Source organism: Streptomyces sp. NPDC057137 (genome assembly GCF_042670825.1).
Classification (GTDB): domain Bacteria; phylum Actinomycetota; class Actinomycetes; order Streptomycetales; family Streptomycetaceae; genus Streptomyces.
Genome location: NZ_JBHUUW010000001.1, coordinates 243,526 through 259,153, shown reverse-complemented (window position 1 = coordinate 259,153; position 15,628 = coordinate 243,526). Strand labels below are relative to the sequence as shown.

The 15,628-nt window shown below is 72.0% G+C and carries 16 protein-coding genes; 14 read left to right on the top strand and 2 right to left on the bottom strand.

The features are described 5' to 3' along the window. Window positions 1-101 precede the first annotated feature (101 nt). The 13 genes from ACFT9I_RS01045 to ACFT9I_RS00985 all read left to right on the top strand — a co-directional run bounded on the left by ACFT9I_RS01045 (window position 102) and on the right by ACFT9I_RS00985 (window position 13,472). On the top strand, window positions 102-1,400 hold the full coding sequence (locus ACFT9I_RS01045) for an alpha/beta fold hydrolase (protein WP_382559064.1): 1,299 nt from the start codon (window positions 102-104) through the stop codon (window positions 1,398-1,400). Window positions 1,401-1,442: 42 nt separating this feature from the next. Further along, a complete protein-coding gene (locus tag ACFT9I_RS01040; RefSeq protein ID WP_382559062.1) occupies window positions 1,443-2,183 on the top strand; it encodes a PIG-L deacetylase family protein in 741 nt (246 codons plus the stop codon). Window positions 2,184-2,312: 129 nt separating this feature from the next. Next, window positions 2,313-3,428 (top strand): PP2C family protein-serine/threonine phosphatase, encoded by a 1,116-nt coding sequence (locus tag ACFT9I_RS01035; RefSeq protein ID WP_382559060.1) that lies wholly within the window; start codon window positions 2,313-2,315, stop codon window positions 3,426-3,428. A 45-nt stretch (window positions 3,429-3,473) separates the two neighbouring features. Then, window positions 3,474-4,454, top strand: a complete 981-nt coding sequence (locus ACFT9I_RS01030) for an NADPH:quinone oxidoreductase family protein (protein ID WP_382559058.1) — start codon at window positions 3,474-3,476, stop codon at window positions 4,452-4,454. Beyond that, window positions 4,451-5,662: an acyl-CoA dehydrogenase family protein gene (locus tag ACFT9I_RS01025; protein WP_382559056.1), complete on the top strand. Its 1,212-nt coding sequence runs from the start codon at window positions 4,451-4,453 to the stop codon at window positions 5,660-5,662. Before ACFT9I_RS01030 ends, ACFT9I_RS01025 begins: the two co-directional genes overlap by 4 nt. Further along, window positions 5,659-6,849 carry an acyl-CoA dehydrogenase family protein gene (locus ACFT9I_RS01020; protein WP_382559054.1) on the top strand — a complete coding sequence of 397 codons (1,191 nt, stop codon included), beginning with the start codon at window positions 5,659-5,661 and terminating at the stop codon, window positions 6,847-6,849. Before ACFT9I_RS01025 ends, ACFT9I_RS01020 begins: the two co-directional genes overlap by 4 nt. A gap of 110 nt (window positions 6,850-6,959) precedes the next feature. After that, on the top strand, window positions 6,960-8,558 hold the full coding sequence (locus tag ACFT9I_RS01015; RefSeq protein WP_382559052.1) for an ABC transporter substrate-binding protein: 1,599 nt from the start codon (window positions 6,960-6,962) through the stop codon (window positions 8,556-8,558). A gap of 23 nt (window positions 8,559-8,581) precedes the next feature. Next, complete coding sequence (locus ACFT9I_RS01010; protein WP_382559050.1) at window positions 8,582-9,547, top strand: ABC transporter permease; 966 nt, start codon at window positions 8,582-8,584, stop codon at window positions 9,545-9,547. Then, window positions 9,540-10,442 carry an ABC transporter permease gene (locus ACFT9I_RS01005; RefSeq protein WP_382559049.1) on the top strand — a complete coding sequence of 301 codons (903 nt, stop codon included), beginning with the start codon at window positions 9,540-9,542 and terminating at the stop codon, window positions 10,440-10,442. Before ACFT9I_RS01010 ends, ACFT9I_RS01005 begins: the two co-directional genes overlap by 8 nt. A gap of 107 nt (window positions 10,443-10,549) precedes the next feature. Next, a complete protein-coding gene (locus tag ACFT9I_RS01000; protein ID WP_382559599.1) occupies window positions 10,550-11,470 on the top strand; it encodes an ABC transporter ATP-binding protein in 921 nt (306 codons plus the stop codon). Then, on the top strand, window positions 11,463-12,125 hold the full coding sequence (locus ACFT9I_RS00995; RefSeq protein WP_382559047.1) for an ABC transporter ATP-binding protein: 663 nt from the start codon (window positions 11,463-11,465) through the stop codon (window positions 12,123-12,125). Before ACFT9I_RS01000 ends, ACFT9I_RS00995 begins: the two co-directional genes overlap by 8 nt. 144 nt (window positions 12,126-12,269) lie before the next feature. Beyond that, window positions 12,270-13,127, top strand: a complete 858-nt coding sequence (locus ACFT9I_RS00990) for a phosphatidylinositol-specific phospholipase C/glycerophosphodiester phosphodiesterase family protein (protein ID WP_382559045.1) — start codon at window positions 12,270-12,272, stop codon at window positions 13,125-13,127. 150 nt (window positions 13,128-13,277) lie between these two features. Continuing rightward, window positions 13,278-13,472 carry a hypothetical protein gene (locus ACFT9I_RS00985; protein ID WP_382559043.1) on the top strand — a complete coding sequence of 65 codons (195 nt, stop codon included), beginning with the start codon at window positions 13,278-13,280 and terminating at the stop codon, window positions 13,470-13,472. Window positions 13,473-13,502: 30 nt separating this feature from the next. On the opposite strand, the gene ACFT9I_RS00980 is transcribed toward ACFT9I_RS00985, so the two are convergent. Further along, complete coding sequence (locus ACFT9I_RS00980; RefSeq protein WP_382559041.1) at window positions 13,503-13,904, bottom strand: hypothetical protein; 402 nt, start codon at window positions 13,902-13,904, stop codon at window positions 13,503-13,505. Between the two features lie 339 nt (window positions 13,905-14,243). Then, the gene (locus ACFT9I_RS00975; RefSeq protein ID WP_382559039.1) at window positions 14,244-14,600 is read right to left on the bottom strand and encodes a DUF779 domain-containing protein; all 357 of its coding nucleotides are present in this window, start codon (window positions 14,598-14,600) and stop codon (window positions 14,244-14,246) included. A 130-nt stretch (window positions 14,601-14,730) separates the two neighbouring features. Here ACFT9I_RS00975 and ACFT9I_RS00970 point away from each other — a divergent pair, with 130 nt between their 5' ends. Beyond that, entirely contained in the window at window positions 14,731-15,567 is an 837-nt protein-coding gene (locus ACFT9I_RS00970) for an SGNH/GDSL hydrolase family protein (protein WP_382559037.1), read from the top strand. The last annotated feature ends 61 nt before the right edge of the window (window positions 15,568-15,628 follow it).

The window sequence follows — 15,628 nt, the reverse complement described above, 5'->3', positions numbered from 1 at the left end:
GCGGGGACGTTCGCACACGGGCCGCGGCTGAACGGTCGCGGCCGGCTGCCGGACCACAGCCAACGACACAGACCACACGGACCACCGACCCAGGAGCACCTTTGACCAGCTACCGCCAGCCCGGCGTCACCCTCACCGACCACCGCTTCTCGGTCCCGCTCGACCACGCGAACCCGTCGGGGGAGCGGATCGAGCTGTACGGCCGCGAGGCCGTGGCCACCGCGAAGGCCGACGCCGACCTGCCGTGGCTCGTCTACCTCGAAGGCGGACCCGGCTTCGGCGCGCGCCGTTTCATCGGCCGCCAGGCGTGGCTCGGGCGCGCCCTGGAGGACTTCCGGGTGCTCCACCTCGACCAGCGCGGCACCGGCCTCTCCACCCCCGCCAACCGCCAGACGCTCCCGGCCCGCGGTGACGCCCGGCAACAGGCCGACTACCTGGCCCACTTCAGGTCCGACAACATCGTGCGGGACTGCGAGGCCATCAGGCCCCAGCTCACCGGCGGCGCCCCGTGGACCGTTCTCGGCCAGAGCTTCGGCGGCTTCTGCGCCGTCCGCTATCTCTCCGCGGCGCCCGAGGGCCTGCGCGCCGTACTGATCACCGGCGGTCTGCCCACGCTCGACGGCGGGCCCGACGACGTCTACCGCGCCGCCTACCCGCGTATCGAACGCAAGGTTGCCGCGCACTACGCCCGCTATCCGCAGGACGTCGAACAGGCCCGCCGGATCGTCGGACACATCGCCGAACACCACCCGGTCCTGCCGAACGGCTACACCCTCACCCCCGAGGCGTTCCAGTCCCTCGGCATCCTGCTCGGCGGCGGCGAAGGGACCCATCAACTGCACCAGCTGCTGGAGAACGCGTTCGTGCACACCCCCGGCGGCCATGAACTGTCCGACACCTTCCAGGAAGGCGTAGCCGCCCAGCTCTCCTTCGCCGGGCACCCGTTGTACGCGCTCGTGCACGAGGCCGTCTACGCCCAGGACACCCGCCCGACCGCCTGGTCGGCCGAGCGGGTACGCGCGGAGTTCCCCCGGTTCGACGCGGCGCGGACCCTGGCCGGCGACACCCCGCTCCTGTTCACCGGCGAGACCATCCACCCCTGGCACTTCACCGCCGACCCCGCGCTGCGCCCGCTGCGCGAGACCGCGGAACTGCTGGCCGCCCGCCGGGACTGGCCCGCGCTGTACGACGTCGACCGGCTGGCCGCCAACGAGGTCCCGGTCGCCGCCGCCGTCTACCACGACGACATGTACGTCGACACCGCCCACGCGCTGGAGACCGCGCGCGGCATCCGGGGCCTGCGCACCTGGGTCACCGACGAGTACGAGCACGACGGCGTCCGGTCCTCGGGCCCACGGGTACTCGACCGGCTGCTGGCGCTGGTGCGCGACGAGATCTGACAAGCACTGCGGGCCCCGGCGCCACCCGCCTAACCTGCGGACATGACTGATTCGACCGAACAGCTCGCCCCCATGCCCGCCGACTGGCAGCGCGCCCTCGCCGTGGTCGCGCACCCCGACGACCTGGAGTACGGCTGCTCGGCGGCCGTCGCCGCCTGGACCGACGAGGGCCGCGACGTCACGTATCTGCTCGCCAGCAGGGGCGAGGCCGGGATCGACACGATCGACCCCGCCACCGCCGCCCCGCTGCGCGAGCGCGAGCAGCGGGCGAGCGCCGCCGTCGTCGGGGTGTCCGAGGTGGTCTTCCTGGACCACAAGGACGGTGTGATCGAGGAAGGGCTCGCGCTGCGCCGCGACATCGCGGCGGCGATCCGCCGCTACCGCCCGGAGCTGGTCATCACCCTCAACCATCGCGACACCTGGGGCGGTACCGCCTGGAACACCCCGGACCACCGCGCCGTCGGGCGCGCCACGCTCGACGCGGCCGGCGACGCGGGGAACCGCTGGATCTTCCCCGAGCTGACGGAGCGGGGGCTCCAGCCGTGGGACGGCGTGCGCTGGGTGGCTGTCGCCGGGTCCACCCGCCCGACGCACGCCGTCGACGCGACGGCCGGGCTGGAACGCTCCGTACAGTCGCTGCTCGAACACCGCAGTTACATCGAGGTGCTGACCGACGAGGACCCCGAGGTGTACTGCCGTACGTTTCTCACGGCCCACGCGCGGGAGGTGGCGGCGCGCTTCGGCGGCCGGCCGGCGGTGCCCTTCGAGGTCTTCGGCCGCTGACAGAGCCGTCCGGTCATGGGGGTTTACCTTTTTGGGTGCTTTGATCAGTTTCATAGCGCGGTGAACCCGTTGTTCCCATGATGTGGTGACTGGATGCAGAGACGGGCTCGGCAGAGAGGGACCGGTGACATGGACCAGGGGCATTCCCGCCTTCAGCAGTACCCCTGGTTGCCCCCGGTGCTGCTCGTCGGTTCCGTCGGCCTCGAACTGGTGACTCCCAAGATCGTCAGCGGCGCCGCGCTCATCGCCGTCGCCGGCATGGCGGCGGCCATCAGCGGCACGTTCCGCTACACCCTGCTGATCGTGGCCGTCGGCCTCGGGCTCACGGGCGTCTCCGCGTTCGAGGCCCACCACGGCTACGCGTCCGCGACCGTGCAGGTCGCGGAGATCGTGATCGCCTCGGCTCTCGCGCTGGCCGTCCGGCGCATGCTCGACAGCCAGAGCGCCAAGTTCTCCGTGGTCAGATCCACCGCCGAGCAGTTGCAGCGGGCAGTCCTGCCACCGCTGCCCAAGATCGTCGGCCCGATGACCGTCGCCTGCCGTTACGAGGCGGCGAACGCCGCAGCCCGGATCGGCGGCGACCTCTACGCCGTGGAGGAGACGCCCTTCGGCCTCCGGCTGCTCATCGCCGACGTGCGTGGCAAGGGCCTCGGCGCGGTCTCCGCCGTCTCCGTCATCGTCGGGGCGTTCCGTGAGCGCGCCGAGTCCGAGGCCGACCTGGTGGGGCTCGCCGAACGGCTCGACCGCGCGGTCGTCCGTTCCGTCGAGCAGTACGCCGACCCGTTCGCCGTCGACGCCGCCGAGGCCTTCGCCACCGCGCTCCTGGTCGAGATCGACCGGCGCGGCGCCACCATGCGGCTGCTGAGCTGCGGCCATCCCGCCCCCTATCTCGTACGGAACGGCGAGGTGCGCCAGCTGGACACCGGCCAGGCGGCGCCCCCGCTGGGGATGGGGAGCCTCGCGCCCGGCGTCGGCGGGCCCCACTCGTACGACTTCCCCATCGGCGCCACCCTGCTCTGCGTCACGGACGGGGTGACGGAGGCGCGGAACGCGGCCGGGACCTTCTACGACCCCCTCAGCGAGCTGAGGCCGGTCCCGGACGGGGATCCGGAGCGGCTGATCGGGGCCCTGTTCTCGTCGGTCGGCCGGTGGACGAAGGGCCGACGCAGCGACGACATGGCGGTGCTCGCCGTCGCGCGGCACGGCGACGACGAGCCTGTTCCCAGAGGGCAAGCGACTGCTTAGTATGTGGGGGAGTGTGTACCGACCCTCATGTGTGGAGGCCCCCGAATGCAGGCATGGCGAGTGCACCGGAACGGCGAGCCGAGCGAGGTGATGCGGCTGGACGAGGTGGACCGGCCGGCACCGGGCGACGGTCAGCTCCTGCTGAAGGTCCTCGCGGCCGACATCAACTTCCCCGACGCCCTGCTCTGCCGGGGCCAGTACCAGGTCCGCCCGCCGCTGCCCTTCACTCCGGGCGTCGAGATCTGCGGTGAGACGGAGGACGGACGGCGCGTCATCGCGACCCCCGCCCTGCCGAACGGCGGACTCGCCGAATACGTCGTCGCCGACGAGGCCGCGGTGCTCCCCGCCCCCGACGCCCTCGACGACGCCGAGGCGGCGGCCCTGCACATCGGCTACCAGACGGGCTGGTTCGGACTGCACCGCAGGGCGCGCCTCCAGGCGGGCGAGACACTGCTCGTGCACGCCGCCGCCGGAGGCGTCGGCAGCGCGGCCGTCCAGCTCGGCAAGGCGGCGGGCGCCACCGTCATCGGCGTGGCCGGCGGCCCGGACAAGGTGCGCGTGGCAAGGGAGTTGGGCTGCGACCACGTCATCGACCGGCGCACCGACGACATCGTCGCCACAGTGAAGGAGATCACCGGCGGGCGCGGCGCCGACGTCGTCTACGACCCGGTCGGCGGTGACGCGTACGCCAAGTCCACCAAGTGCGTCGCCTTCGAGGGCCGCATCCTCGTCATCGGCTTCGCGAGCGGCACCGTCCCGACCCCCGCCCTCAACCACGCGCTCGTCAAGAACTACTCGATCGTCGGTCTGCACTGGGGCCTGTACACCCAGAAGGACCCCGCCTCGATCCTCCGCTGCCACCAGGAACTGACGGAACTCGCCGCCAAGGGCGTCGTCAAGCCGCTCATCAGCGAGCGGGTACCGATGGCGGGCGCCGCCTCCGCCGTCCAGCGCGTGGCCGACGGCACCACCACCGGCCGACTGGTCGTGGTCCCCGCCCCGGCATCGGCCGCGGGCGCCCGGTGAAGGCGATAGACGCGGCCGAACTGCGCCGCCGTACCGAGGATCTGCTCGCCGCGCACCCGCCGGCCGACACGGAACCGACCGACTTCCTGAAGGCCCGCTTCGACGCCGGGCTGGCCTGGGTGCACTTCCCGGCCGGCCTCGGCGGACTCGACGCCCCGCGCTCCCTCCAGTCGGTCGTCGACGCCGAACTGGCCGCCGCCGGCGCCCCCGACAACGACCCGCGCCGTATCGGCATCGGCCTCGGCATGGCCGCCCCCACCATCCTCGGGTTCGGCACCGACGAGCAGAAGCGCCGCTTCCTGCGGCCCCTGTGGGTCGGCGAGGAGGTCTGGTGCCAGCTGTTCAGCGAGCCGGGCGCCGGGTCCGACCTCGCCGCGCTCGGGACCCGCGCGGTGCGGGACGACGACGACGCCGGTGGCGGTGGCGGTGGCGACTGGATCGTCAACGGGCAGAAGGTGTGGACCTCCAGCGCCCATCTCGCGCGCTGGGCCATCCTCATCGCCCGTACCGACCCCACCCTGCCCAAGCACCGGGGCATCAGCTACTTCATCTGCGACATGACCGCCCCCGGTGTCGACGTCCGGCCGCTGCGCCAGATAACCGGCGAGGCCGAGTTCAACGAGGTCTTCCTCACCGACGTCCGGATCCCCGACGCCCACCGGCTCGGCGCGGTCGGCGACGGCTGGCAGGTCGCCCGGACCACCCTCATGAACGAGCGCGTCTCGATCGGCGGCGCCCGTCTCCCACGCGAGGGCGGCATGATCGGCGCGGTCTCCCGGACCTGGCGCGAACGCCCCGACCTGCGCACCCACGAGCTGCACCAGCGCCTCCTCACGCTCTGGGTGGACGCCGAAGTGGCGCGGCTGACCGGCGAACGGCTGCGCCAGCAGCTGGCCGTGGGCAGGCCGGGTCCCGAAGGCTCGGGCCTGAAGCTGTCGTTCGCCCGCCTCAACCAGGAGATCAGCGGTCTTGAGGTCGAACTGCTCGGCGACGAGGGCCTGTTGTACGACGACTGGACGATGCGGCGCCCGGAACTCGTCGACTTCACCGGTCGCGAGGCCGGCTACCGCTATCTGCGCTCGAAGGGCAACTCCATCGAGGGCGGTACGAGCGAGGTACTGCTCAACATCGTCGCCGAACGCGTCCTCGGCCTGCCCGCCGAGCCCCGCAACGACAAGGACGTCGCATGGAAGGACCTCACCCGATGAGCACCGAGGACGCCGCGACCGCCGCTCCCGCCACCGGAGAGGGCGCCGACTCCGCCGAGGCCGCGCCCGATCTCCTGTATTCCGAGGCGGAGAACGACCTGCGCGCCGCCGTACGGTCCCTGCTCACCGACCGGGGCGACGTCCCCGCCGCGCTCGCCCGCGCCGAGTCGGGCGCCCCGTACGACACCGCGCTCTGGACATCGCTCGCCGCCGGGATCGGCGCGGCCGGGCTGCTCGTACCGGAAGCGCTCGGCGGCCAGGGCGCGAGCCACCGCGAGGCCGCGGTGGTGCTGGAGGAGCTGGGCCGGGCGGTAACTCCCGCCCCGTACCTGACCAGTTCGGTGATCGCGACGCAGACACTGCTGGCCCTGGGCGAGACCGTTCCCGCCGTTCCCGCCGTCACGAAGCTGCTCGGCGCGCTGGCCGAAGGCCGTACGGTCGCCGTGCTCGCCGTCCCGCTCTCCACCGGACCCGACGCCCCGCTCCTTCTCGACGCGGCCCCGGGCAGCGGGATCAGGGCCGTGGCCGACGCCGCGATCGCCGACGTCCTGCTCGTCCTCGGGGACGACGGGCTGTACGCCGTCGGGACGGCGGAGCCCGGCGTCACCGTCCGGGCGCACACCCCGCTCGACCTCACGCGCCCGCTCTCCACCGTCACCGTGGACGCCGCGGCGCTGGCCGCCGGGACCCGGCTCGCGCACACGGGGACGGCGGAGGTCGCCGTACGCCGCGGACTGCTGGCCGGCGCGGGACTGCTCGCCTCCGAGCAACTCGGCCTCGCCGAATGGTGTTTGGAGGAGACGGTCCGGCACACCCGCGAACGGCACCAGTTCAACCGCCCCATCGGCTCCTTCCAGGCGCTCAAGCACCGGATGGCCCACCTGTGGCTGGAGGTCGTCTCGGCCCGCGCCGCCGCCCGCAACGCCGCCGACGCGCTGGCCACCGGCAGCCCCGACGCACCGCTCGCCGTCGCGGTCGCCCAGGCCTACTGCGGCCGGGTCGCCGTGCACGCGGCCGAGGAGTGCGTCCAGCTCCACGGCGGCATCGGTATGACCTGGGAGCACCCGGCGCATCTGTATCTCAAGCGGGCCAAGTCCGATGAGATCGCGCTGGGTTCGACCGGATCGCACCGCGACAGCCTCGCGGCGCTGACGGGCCTGCCCGCGCCGGGCGCACGGGCGCGGTAGTTCCGGCCGCCCTTCGACCGGGATACCACCTGGACAACCACCCCTTTACATACTGTTTAATTGCGAGTCGTTCGCAATAACGTTTGATCTTCAGTAGGGGTGTGGAATCCATGACCGCCCGTTCGATACGTGGCACGGCCGCGGCGACGCTGGCCGGTTCGCTGGCCCTCACCGCCGTGGCCTGCTCGAACCCGGACAGCGGCTCCGGCGACGGCGGCGGGGACCAGGAGTCCGCCGTCGTCGGGATCGCCTACGAGCCGGACAGCCTCAGCCCGCTGCTCGGCTACGGCAAGGACGGCAACTCCAAACTCTTCGACGGGCTTCTCACGGTCGACGGCGACATGAAGCTGAAGCCCGCCCTCGCCTCCGCGCTCCCCGAGGTCGCCGCCGACGGCATGACCTACACCTACCGGCTGCGCGACGACGTGAAGTTCAGCGACGGCAAGCCCTTCGGCGCGGCGGACGTCGTCTTCACCTACCGCACCATCCTGGACGCGAAGACCAACAACCCGTCCAAGACCGAACTCGCGGCCATCAAGGACGTCACGGCCAAGGGCGAGAGCACCGTCGTCTTCACCCTGAAGTACCCGTACGCGCCGTTCGCCCAGCGCACCGTGCTCCCCATCGCGCCGGAGCACGTGGCGGGCAGGCAGGACGTCAACTCCGGGCCGTTCACCAGCAAACCGGTCGGCACGGGACCGTATCTCCTGACCAACTGGTCCAAGGGCGAGAAGATCAGCTTCAAGGCCAATCCGGACTACTGGGGCGGCGAGGCCACGGTGAAGAAGTTCACCATGGCGATCATCAAGGACGACGACGTACGCGCCACCCGGCTGCGCGCCGGTGACCTCGACGGCGCGATCCTGCCGCCCAACCTCGCCAAGGGCTTCAAGGACGACAAGGGCAGGCGGACCTACGCGGCCACGACGTACGACTACCGCACCGTCACCCTCCCCACCCACAACAAGGTCGCCGGTGACAACGCCGTCCGCCGCGCGCTCGACGTCGCCGTCGACCGCGACACCATGGTCGACAAGATCCTCGACGGCGCGGGCAGGGCCGCCTACGGCCCCGTGCCCACCGACAGCGAGTGGTTCACCAAGGGCACCGAGCGCCCGCACGACCTCGCGCGGGCCGAGAAGATCCTCGACGAGGCGGGCTGGAAGCCCGGCCAGGACGGCATCCGTACGAAGGACGGCGTACGCGCGAGCTTCCCGCTCTGGTACCTGACCGGCGACAAGCTCCGCCAGGACCACGCCCTCGCCTACGCCTCCGACGCCAAGAAGGCCGGCATCGACATCAAGACCCAGGCCGGTACGTGGGAGGTCATCGAGCCGCGGATGAAGGTCGACGCCGTCCTGGCGGGCGGCGGAGCCCCCGGTGACCCCGACTTCGACCAGTTCAGCCTCCTCAACTCCGGCCTCGCCGGGGACGGCTTCAACAACATGGCCTGGTACGACAACCCGGCCGTCGACAAGGCCCTCGACACCGGTCGCGAGAGCGGGGAGAAGCCCGCGCGCAAGGCCGCGTACGACACCGTCCAGCGCGAGCTGGCGAAGGACCCCGGCTACACCTTCCTCACCCACATCGACCACATGTACGTCGTGAACGACACCTGGGGCACCCTCACCACCCAGGTCGAACCGCACGACCACGGACTCGCCTCCGGCCCCTGGTGGAACGTCGAGCAGTGGGCCCGCACGCTGTGAGCCGCCGCCTCCCGTGGGGGGCGATGGCCCGCATGACGGGGCGGCGGACGCTGTTCGCCGCCCCCGTCCTGCTGGTCGTCACCTTCGGCGTCTTCGCCGTCGCCGCGGCCTCACCGTTCGACCCCGTCAAGGCCTACGCCGGCACCGCCGGGCTCACCGCCTCGCAGGAGACCCTCGACCAACTGCGCGCCAACCTCGGCGTCGACCAGCCGCTCGTCGGGCGCTGGTGGGAGTGGCTGACCTCGGCCGTCACCGGTGACCTGGGCGACTCCAGCGTCATGCGCCGGCCGGTCGCCGACGTGATCACCGAACGCCTCGGCTGGTCCGTGCTCCTGGCCACCACCGCCTTCGTCCTCGCGATCCTGCTCGGCACCGCGCTCGGCGTGGCCGCAGCCCGCCGCCCCGGCGGCTGGCTCGACCGGGGCGTCAGCTCGGCCGCGTACACCCTGGAAGCCGCACCCGCGTTCTGGCTGGGGCTGCTCGCGATCTGGTTCTTCGCCCTGCGGCTCGACGTCCTGCCGGCCGGCGGTCTCACCGACTCGGGGAGCGACATCGTCACCTTCGGCCAGGTCGCCTCGCACCTGGTGCTGCCGGCGGCCGTGCTCGGCGTCTCGCAGATGCCGTGGTTCTACCTCTACGTACGGCAAGGGGTCGCCGACGCGCTGGAGGAGGACCCCGTACGCGGGGCGCGCGCCCGGGGACTGAGCGAACGCACCGTCCTGCTCGGTCACGCCTGGCGCTCCGGGATGCTGCCGATGCTCACCCTCATCGGCTCGCGAGTCCCCGAACTCATCACCGGCGCGCTCCTCATCGAGACCGTCTTCAGCTGGCCCGGCATCGCGGCGGCCACCGTCGAGGCGGCGACCTCCGTGGACTTCCCGCTGCTGGCGGCGCTCACCGTCCTCGCCACGGCGGCCGTGCTCGTCGGCAACCTGCTCTCCGACCTGCTGTACGGACTCGCCGACCCGAGGGTGGGCTTCGATGGCTGACACCACCACGCACACCGCTCATGAGCCGGCCCCGTCGTGGCGCTCGCGCGGGCGCGGGCGCAGCCGCCGCTCGACGCGATCGGTCCGTGCCGTCACCTCGGCCGTCATCGTCGCCGTCGTGGCGCTGGCCGTCCTCGTCGTACCGCCGGTCGTCCAGCTCGACCAGCAGGCCGTCGATCTCGCGCTCAAGCTCCAACCGCCGTCCCTGGAGCACCCGTTCGGCACGGACGACGTGGGCCGCGATCTGCTCCTGCGCTGTGTGTACGGGCTCCGCGTCTCGCTCCTCGTCGGACTGGTCGCCGCCCTCGTGGCCACCGTCATCGGCACGGCCGTGGGCGCCGCCGCCGCGGCCTTCGGCGGCTGGACCGACCGTGTCGTCATGCGTCTCGTCGACACCTTCTCGTCGGTGCCGCACCTGCTCCTCGGCATCTTCGTCGTCGCGATGTTCCGCCCCGGCGTCTGGCCGGTGATCGTGTCGGTCGCCCTGACGCACTGGCTCTCCACCGCCCGGATCGTCCGCTCCGAGGTCCTGTCGCTGCGCTCGCGGCCGTACGTGGACGCCGCGGTCTCCGGCGGCTCCTCGCGGTGGCGGATCACGGTGCGCCATCTGCTGCCGGGGGTACTGCCGCAGGCGGGGCTCGCCGCCGTACTGATGGTGCCGCACGCCATGTGGCACGAGTCGGCGCTCTCGTTCCTCGGCCTCGGGCTGCCCAGCCACCAGGCGAGCCTCGGCAACCTCGTACAGACGGCGCGCGGTTCGCTGCTCGCCGGCGACTGGTGGCCGACACTCTTCCCCGGGCTGTTCCTGATCGTCCCGACCCTCGCCATCGCCGGGCTCGCCGGGGTGTGGCGGGAACGGATCAATCCGCGCCGCCGATCGGAGCTGATGCTGTGACGACCCCCGAGCCCCGTACTCCGGTGGAGACCCCGGTGGAGACCCCGGTCGAGTCGTCCGCACCGGCGCCCGTGCTGTCGGTGCGCGGCCTCGGCGTCCGCTTCCGGATGCGCGGCGGACGGCACATCGCTGCCGTCACCGACGCCACCTTCGACCTCGCCGTGGGGGAGTGCCTCGCGCTCGTCGGCGAGAGCGGCTGCGGCAAGTCGGTCCTCGCGTCGGCGCTGCTCGGCCTGCTGCCGGGCAACGCGCAGACCACCGGCTCCGCGCTGCTGGGTGGCGCCGACCCCGTGGACCTGCTCACCGCCGACGAACGGACCCTGGCCCGTACGGTACGGGGCCGGCGCATCGGCCTCGTACCGCAGAGCCCTGCCGCGCACCTCACCCCCGTACGCACCGTACGGTCCCAACTGGTCGAGGTACTGCGTGAGTTGACGGGTGCCCGAGGGCCGGCGCTCGCCCGGGCGGCCGAGGCCGCCGCCGAACGCGCGGCCTACCCCGCCGACCACCTCGACCGCTACCCGCACGAACTCTCCGGCGGACTCGCGCAGCGCGCGGCGACCGCCCTCGCGCTGATCGGCGACGCTCCGCTGCTGCTGGCCGACGAACCGACCACCGGACTCGACCGGGAACTGGTGGACCGTACGGCCGACGAACTGCGCCGGCACACCGACGACGGCCGCGCCCTGCTGATGATCACCCACGATCTGGCGGCGGCCGAGCGGATCGCCGACCGCGTTGCCGTCATGTACGCGGGCCGGATCGTCGAACTCAGCCCCGCGGCAAGCTTCTTCGGCGGCCACGGGCCACGCCACCCCTACGCGCGCGGCCTGCTCGACGCCCTGCCCGAGCGGGAGTTCACCGCCATCCCCGGCATGCCGCCCGAACTGGGCGACCTCCCCGCCGGCTGCGCCTTCGCCGCCCGCTGCCCGCGGGCCACCGACAGCTGCGCCACCCTGCCCGACCTGACACCGGGGCCCGGCTCGTCCGTCGCCTGCCATCACGCCGAGGAGCGCGTCGATGCTTGAACTCCTCGGCATCACCGCCGGATACGAACGCGGAGCCCCCGTCGTCAAGGGCGCGTCCGTCACCGTCGCCCCCGGCGAGTCGGTGGGCCTCCTCGGTCCCAGCGGCTGCGGCAAGTCGACCCTCGCCCGGGTCGCCGCCCTGCTGCACCGGCCCGACGCCGGCACCGTGACCCTCGACGGCGAACGCGCCACCGGCTGGCGCCACCGCGCCCCGAGGGCCCAGCGCACCGCGATCGGGGTCGTCTTCCAGCAGCCACGGCTGTCGGCCGACCCCCGGCTCCGGCTGAGCGACCTGATCGCCGAACCGCTGCGCGCCAACGGCCGCCGGGACGAAGTGACCGAGCGGGTCGGCGAGCTGGCGCGGACGGTGGGGCTCACCGACGAGCTGCTCGGCCGCAGGCCGCACGAGGTCAGCGACGGTCAGCTCCAACGCGCCTGCCTCGCCCGTGCGTTGGTGCTGCGCCCGCGCTGGCTGGTCTGCGACGAGATGACCGCGATGCTCGACGCGTCGACCACCGCCGCGCTGGTCACGGTGGTCGAGGAGTATCGGCGCGCCCAGGGCGCCGGACTGCTGGCCGTCGGCCACGACCGGGTGCTGCTGGAGCGCTGGTGCGACCGTACGGTCCGCTGGCCGGAGATCGCCGAGACCGTCTGAGACCGCCCGGACGGTCCGGGGCGGGACTGTCTGAATCGCAGCCGTCGGCTGGTCGAACTCTTCGTACGACCCTGCCCTTTGGGCCAGGTGACGGCGGATACTCGGGGCGCCCTAGTCGTTCGCCCCACCGACCTCGGAGGCATCATGGCCCTCACCACCCGACGCAGAGCGGTGACCACCCTCGCCGCCGCGATCGCCGGAGCGGTCGCCGTACCCTCGTACGCGCAGGCGACCGAGCGGGGCGGCGGCCCCCAGCCGCTTCGCCGCGCCCACGCGCACAACGACTATCTGCACGAGCGGCCCCTCCACGACGCCCTGTCGCACCGCTTCACCAGCGTCGAGGCCGATGTCTTCCTGGTCGACGGCGAGTTGCTGGTCGCCCACGAGCCCGAGACGCTCGACCCCACGCGTACGCTCCGCTCGCTCTACCTCGACCCGCTGCGCGACCGGGTCAGGGCCAACGGCGGTGCCGTGTACCGGGGGCACCACCGGCCGGTGCAGCTGCTCATCGACATCAAGACGGACGGCGCCGCCGCCTATCTGGAGCTGCACCGCCAACTGCGCTCCTACCGCTCCATGCTGAGCACCTACTCCTACGGCGCCGTACGGTACGGCGCCGTCACCCCGGTCATCTCCGGCGACCGCGCCGCCCGCGTCCCGATGGAGGCACAGCGGGTCCGCCACGCCTTCTACGACGGCCGGCTCGAAGACCTCGGCAGCACGGCGCGAGCCTCGTTCGTCCCGCTCATCAGCAGCAACTGGACAACGAGCTTCACCTGGCAGGGAGTCGGCGCCTTCCCCGCCGCCGAACGCACCGAACTGCACCGCATCGTCCGCGCCGCCCACCGGCGGGGCCAGCGCGTCCGGTTCTGGGCGACCCCCGACCTGGCGGGGCCCGCCCGCGACGCCGTGTGGTCCGAGCTGCTCGACGCCGGGGTCGACCACGTCAACACGGACGACCTGGCCGGTCTGGAGAGCTTCCTCGCCAAGAACGACCGGTAGCCGAGCAGAACGACCGGTAGCCGAGCAGCCGACGGAAAGCAACCGGTAGTCAACCCGTACGGCCTACACGCCAGTTGCCTGAACTGCCCCTCCGCTCCGCCAGACTGACGGCCGAATGCCGCAATTCCGGCGCGGCGGAGGAGGTTGGCGATGGCCATTTCGATCTCACTGGTGCTGCTACTGGTGGTGCTCACCGTGATCTTCGTGCGCAACGGCGGACTCAAGCTGGGGCACGCCATCTGCTGTGTGCTGCTCGGGTTCTTCCTCGCGGGCACGAGCATGGCGCCGTCCATCCAGGACGGGATCAACTCCACCGCGAACGTGGTGAGCAGCCTGCAACCCTGAGTACGGGCCCCGGTTGCCGGGTGACGGCTGTCAGGCGACCGCGCAGGCGGTGACGGCCGCCTGGGTGGCGGTGGCGGCCGTCGTGGTCGCGGCGGCGCTCGCGTTGGCGGACGTGACGGCGGCGGCAGCGGCCTCCGTCGCGGTGGCGGCCGCCTCCGCGAGCGCGGCGGCGGGCTGGGTCGCCGCGATGGCGGCGGCGACTGCCTTGACCGCGGCGGCGGACGAGGCCGCGTCGGCCTTGGCGGCATCGGCGGCGGTGGCGGCGTTGGCCGCTGACGCGGCGGCGGCCGTGGTGGAGGCCGCGCAGGCGACGGGATCGGCCATGGCCGAACTCGGCGCGGCGGTACGGGTGTCGGCCTGGGCGACAGCCGTGGCACCGACGGTCAGAGCGGCCGTGGCGAGAGCGGCGGCGGCGATGCGTTGAAGCGTCATGAGGGAACCCCTGTCTGCTGAAGGGCGAGCCTCGGTGCCCGGCGCAGGGGCCGGACCACGGATTCCACCGGGACGGGGAACCGAGGTGGCTCACACCGGAAGCACAGCACCCGCCGACTCCGGTGTCCTGTCGGCAGTTGGGCGCATCCCGCCCCGGACTCCCACGGGACCGCCCGCCGCCACCCGCGCCGGAGCGCCTGCTCACAGGGCGTGGCGCGGCCGGACCGGGGTCCGTCCGGCCGCCGCCCCACCGGCCCAGCCGAGTTCCCCGTACGAGTACGGGACTCGCCGCCGTACGCCCGCCCCGTTCGCCCGCCTCGTTCGCCCGCCGCGTACGCCTCAGATCAGCCGGGAGCGGATCAGGAACCGCACCCCTTCCGGCGCCTCCAGCGAGAAACCGCTGCCGCGCCCCTCCACGACGTCCACGATCAGCCGGGTGTGCCGCCACGCCTCGTACTGGCTCACCGACATCCAGAACGGCACCGGCTCCGTGACGCCCTCGACCGCCAGGGACTCCAGGAGCACGTCCGAGTTCCCCGTACGGAACTCACCGTCCGGGTAGCACATGGGCGCGCTGCCGTCGCAGCAGCCGCCCGACTGGTGGAACATCAGCGGTCCGTGGTCGGCCCGCAGTTGCCGTATCAGATCGGCGGCGGCGGGCGTCACCTCCACCCGCGTGCTCTCCTCTTCACTCATCCCGCCAGTAAACCGGACCCAACGTTGCATGAAGGTTGCGTGCCTGCGGGGGAGCTTCCTGAATTGCCATCAGATATTTTATGACCGGGTATACCGCAGGGCATCAAGTGGTGCTATTTATATAGAGTCCATGACCCCACTCATCGGAGAAGTATTCGTGCGTTCCAAAAGACCACTCATCGCCGCACTGCTGGCAATGGTCGTAGCCGCAACCGTAGCCCCCACAGCGACCGCGGCACCGAAGGCGGCCGGTAAGTACGTGGCCATCGGCGACTCCTACGCGGTCGCCCCCGGTACGCGTACCTACGACAACCCCGACGACCCGTGCCGGCGAGGTCCGCTGACCTACCCCCGGCTCTGGGCCGCCCAGCACCCGGACACCGCTTTCGTCGAGGCCTCGTGCTCCGGCGCGACCACGGCCGATGTCGCCAGCACCCAGATACCGCAGCTGACCGCCGACACCACACTGGTAACGGTGCAGGTGGGAGGCAACGACGTCGGTTTCGTCGATGTTCTGACGAACTGCATCCTGACGATCGACGACGCGGACTGCATCGCCGGCGTCGAGCTCGCGAAGCAGGCCGCCACCGGCGCGCTGTCTCCCGCGCTCGCGCAGACCTACGGCGCGGTGCGGGCCGCCGCCCCGTCGGCCAAGGTCGTCGTCGTGGGCTACCCCCGGCTCTACAAGATCGGTGGTTCCTGCGGAATCTTCGGTCTCAGCGACGCCGAGCGTTCGGCCATGAATTCAGCGGCCGACGTGCTGAACGACATTATGGCGAGCCGTGCGGCCGAGGCCGGATTCACCTTCCTGGACCCGCGTCCCGCATTCGACCCGCACACCCTCTGCTCGGGTGGCTCGGAATGGGTGACGAGCCTGGAGTGGGACAAGATCAACGAGTCCTACCACCCGAATGTGGAAGGCCACAGGGACGGATATCTGGCAGCCCTGAACTCCATTACCGGCTGACCGGATCGCATTGTTCCGAACAGCTGAGAACGGCTGAGAAGAACTGAGAACTGGTGAGGGC

Bases quoted from the DNA above. Each gene is read 5' to 3' on its own strand.
- ACFT9I_RS01040 (WP_382559062.1), top strand. From the start codon at position 1,443: ATGACTGATTCGACCGAACAGCTCGCCCCCATGCCCGCCGACTGGCAG.
- ACFT9I_RS01035 (WP_382559060.1), top strand. From the start codon at position 2,313: ATGGACCAGGGGCATTCCCGCCTTCAGCAGTACCCCTGGTTGCCCCCG.
- ACFT9I_RS01030 (WP_382559058.1), top strand. From the start codon at position 3,474: ATGCAGGCATGGCGAGTGCACCGGAACGGCGAGCCGAGCGAGGTGATG.
- ACFT9I_RS01020 (WP_382559054.1), top strand. From the start codon at position 5,659: ATGAGCACCGAGGACGCCGCGACCGCCGCTCCCGCCACCGGAGAGGGC.
- ACFT9I_RS01015 (WP_382559052.1), top strand. From the start codon at position 6,960: ATGACCGCCCGTTCGATACGTGGCACGGCCGCGGCGACGCTGGCCGGT.
- ACFT9I_RS01010 (WP_382559050.1), top strand. From the start codon at position 8,582: ATGGCCCGCATGACGGGGCGGCGGACGCTGTTCGCCGCCCCCGTCCTG.
- ACFT9I_RS01005 (WP_382559049.1), top strand. From the start codon at position 9,540: ATGGCTGACACCACCACGCACACCGCTCATGAGCCGGCCCCGTCGTGG.
- ACFT9I_RS01000 (WP_382559599.1), top strand. From the start codon at position 10,550: ATGCGCGGCGGACGGCACATCGCTGCCGTCACCGACGCCACCTTCGAC.
- ACFT9I_RS00995 (WP_382559047.1), top strand. From the start codon at position 11,463: ATGCTTGAACTCCTCGGCATCACCGCCGGATACGAACGCGGAGCCCCC.
- ACFT9I_RS00990 (WP_382559045.1), top strand. From the start codon at position 12,270: ATGGCCCTCACCACCCGACGCAGAGCGGTGACCACCCTCGCCGCCGCG.
- ACFT9I_RS00985 (WP_382559043.1), top strand. From the start codon at position 13,278: ATGGCCATTTCGATCTCACTGGTGCTGCTACTGGTGGTGCTCACCGTG.
- ACFT9I_RS00980 (WP_382559041.1), bottom strand. From the start codon at position 13,904: ATGACGCTTCAACGCATCGCCGCCGCCGCTCTCGCCACGGCCGCTCTG.
- ACFT9I_RS00975 (WP_382559039.1), bottom strand. From the start codon at position 14,600: ATGAGTGAAGAGGAGAGCACGCGGGTGGAGGTGACGCCCGCCGCCGCC.
- ACFT9I_RS00970 (WP_382559037.1), top strand. From the start codon at position 14,731: ATGACCCCACTCATCGGAGAAGTATTCGTGCGTTCCAAAAGACCACTC.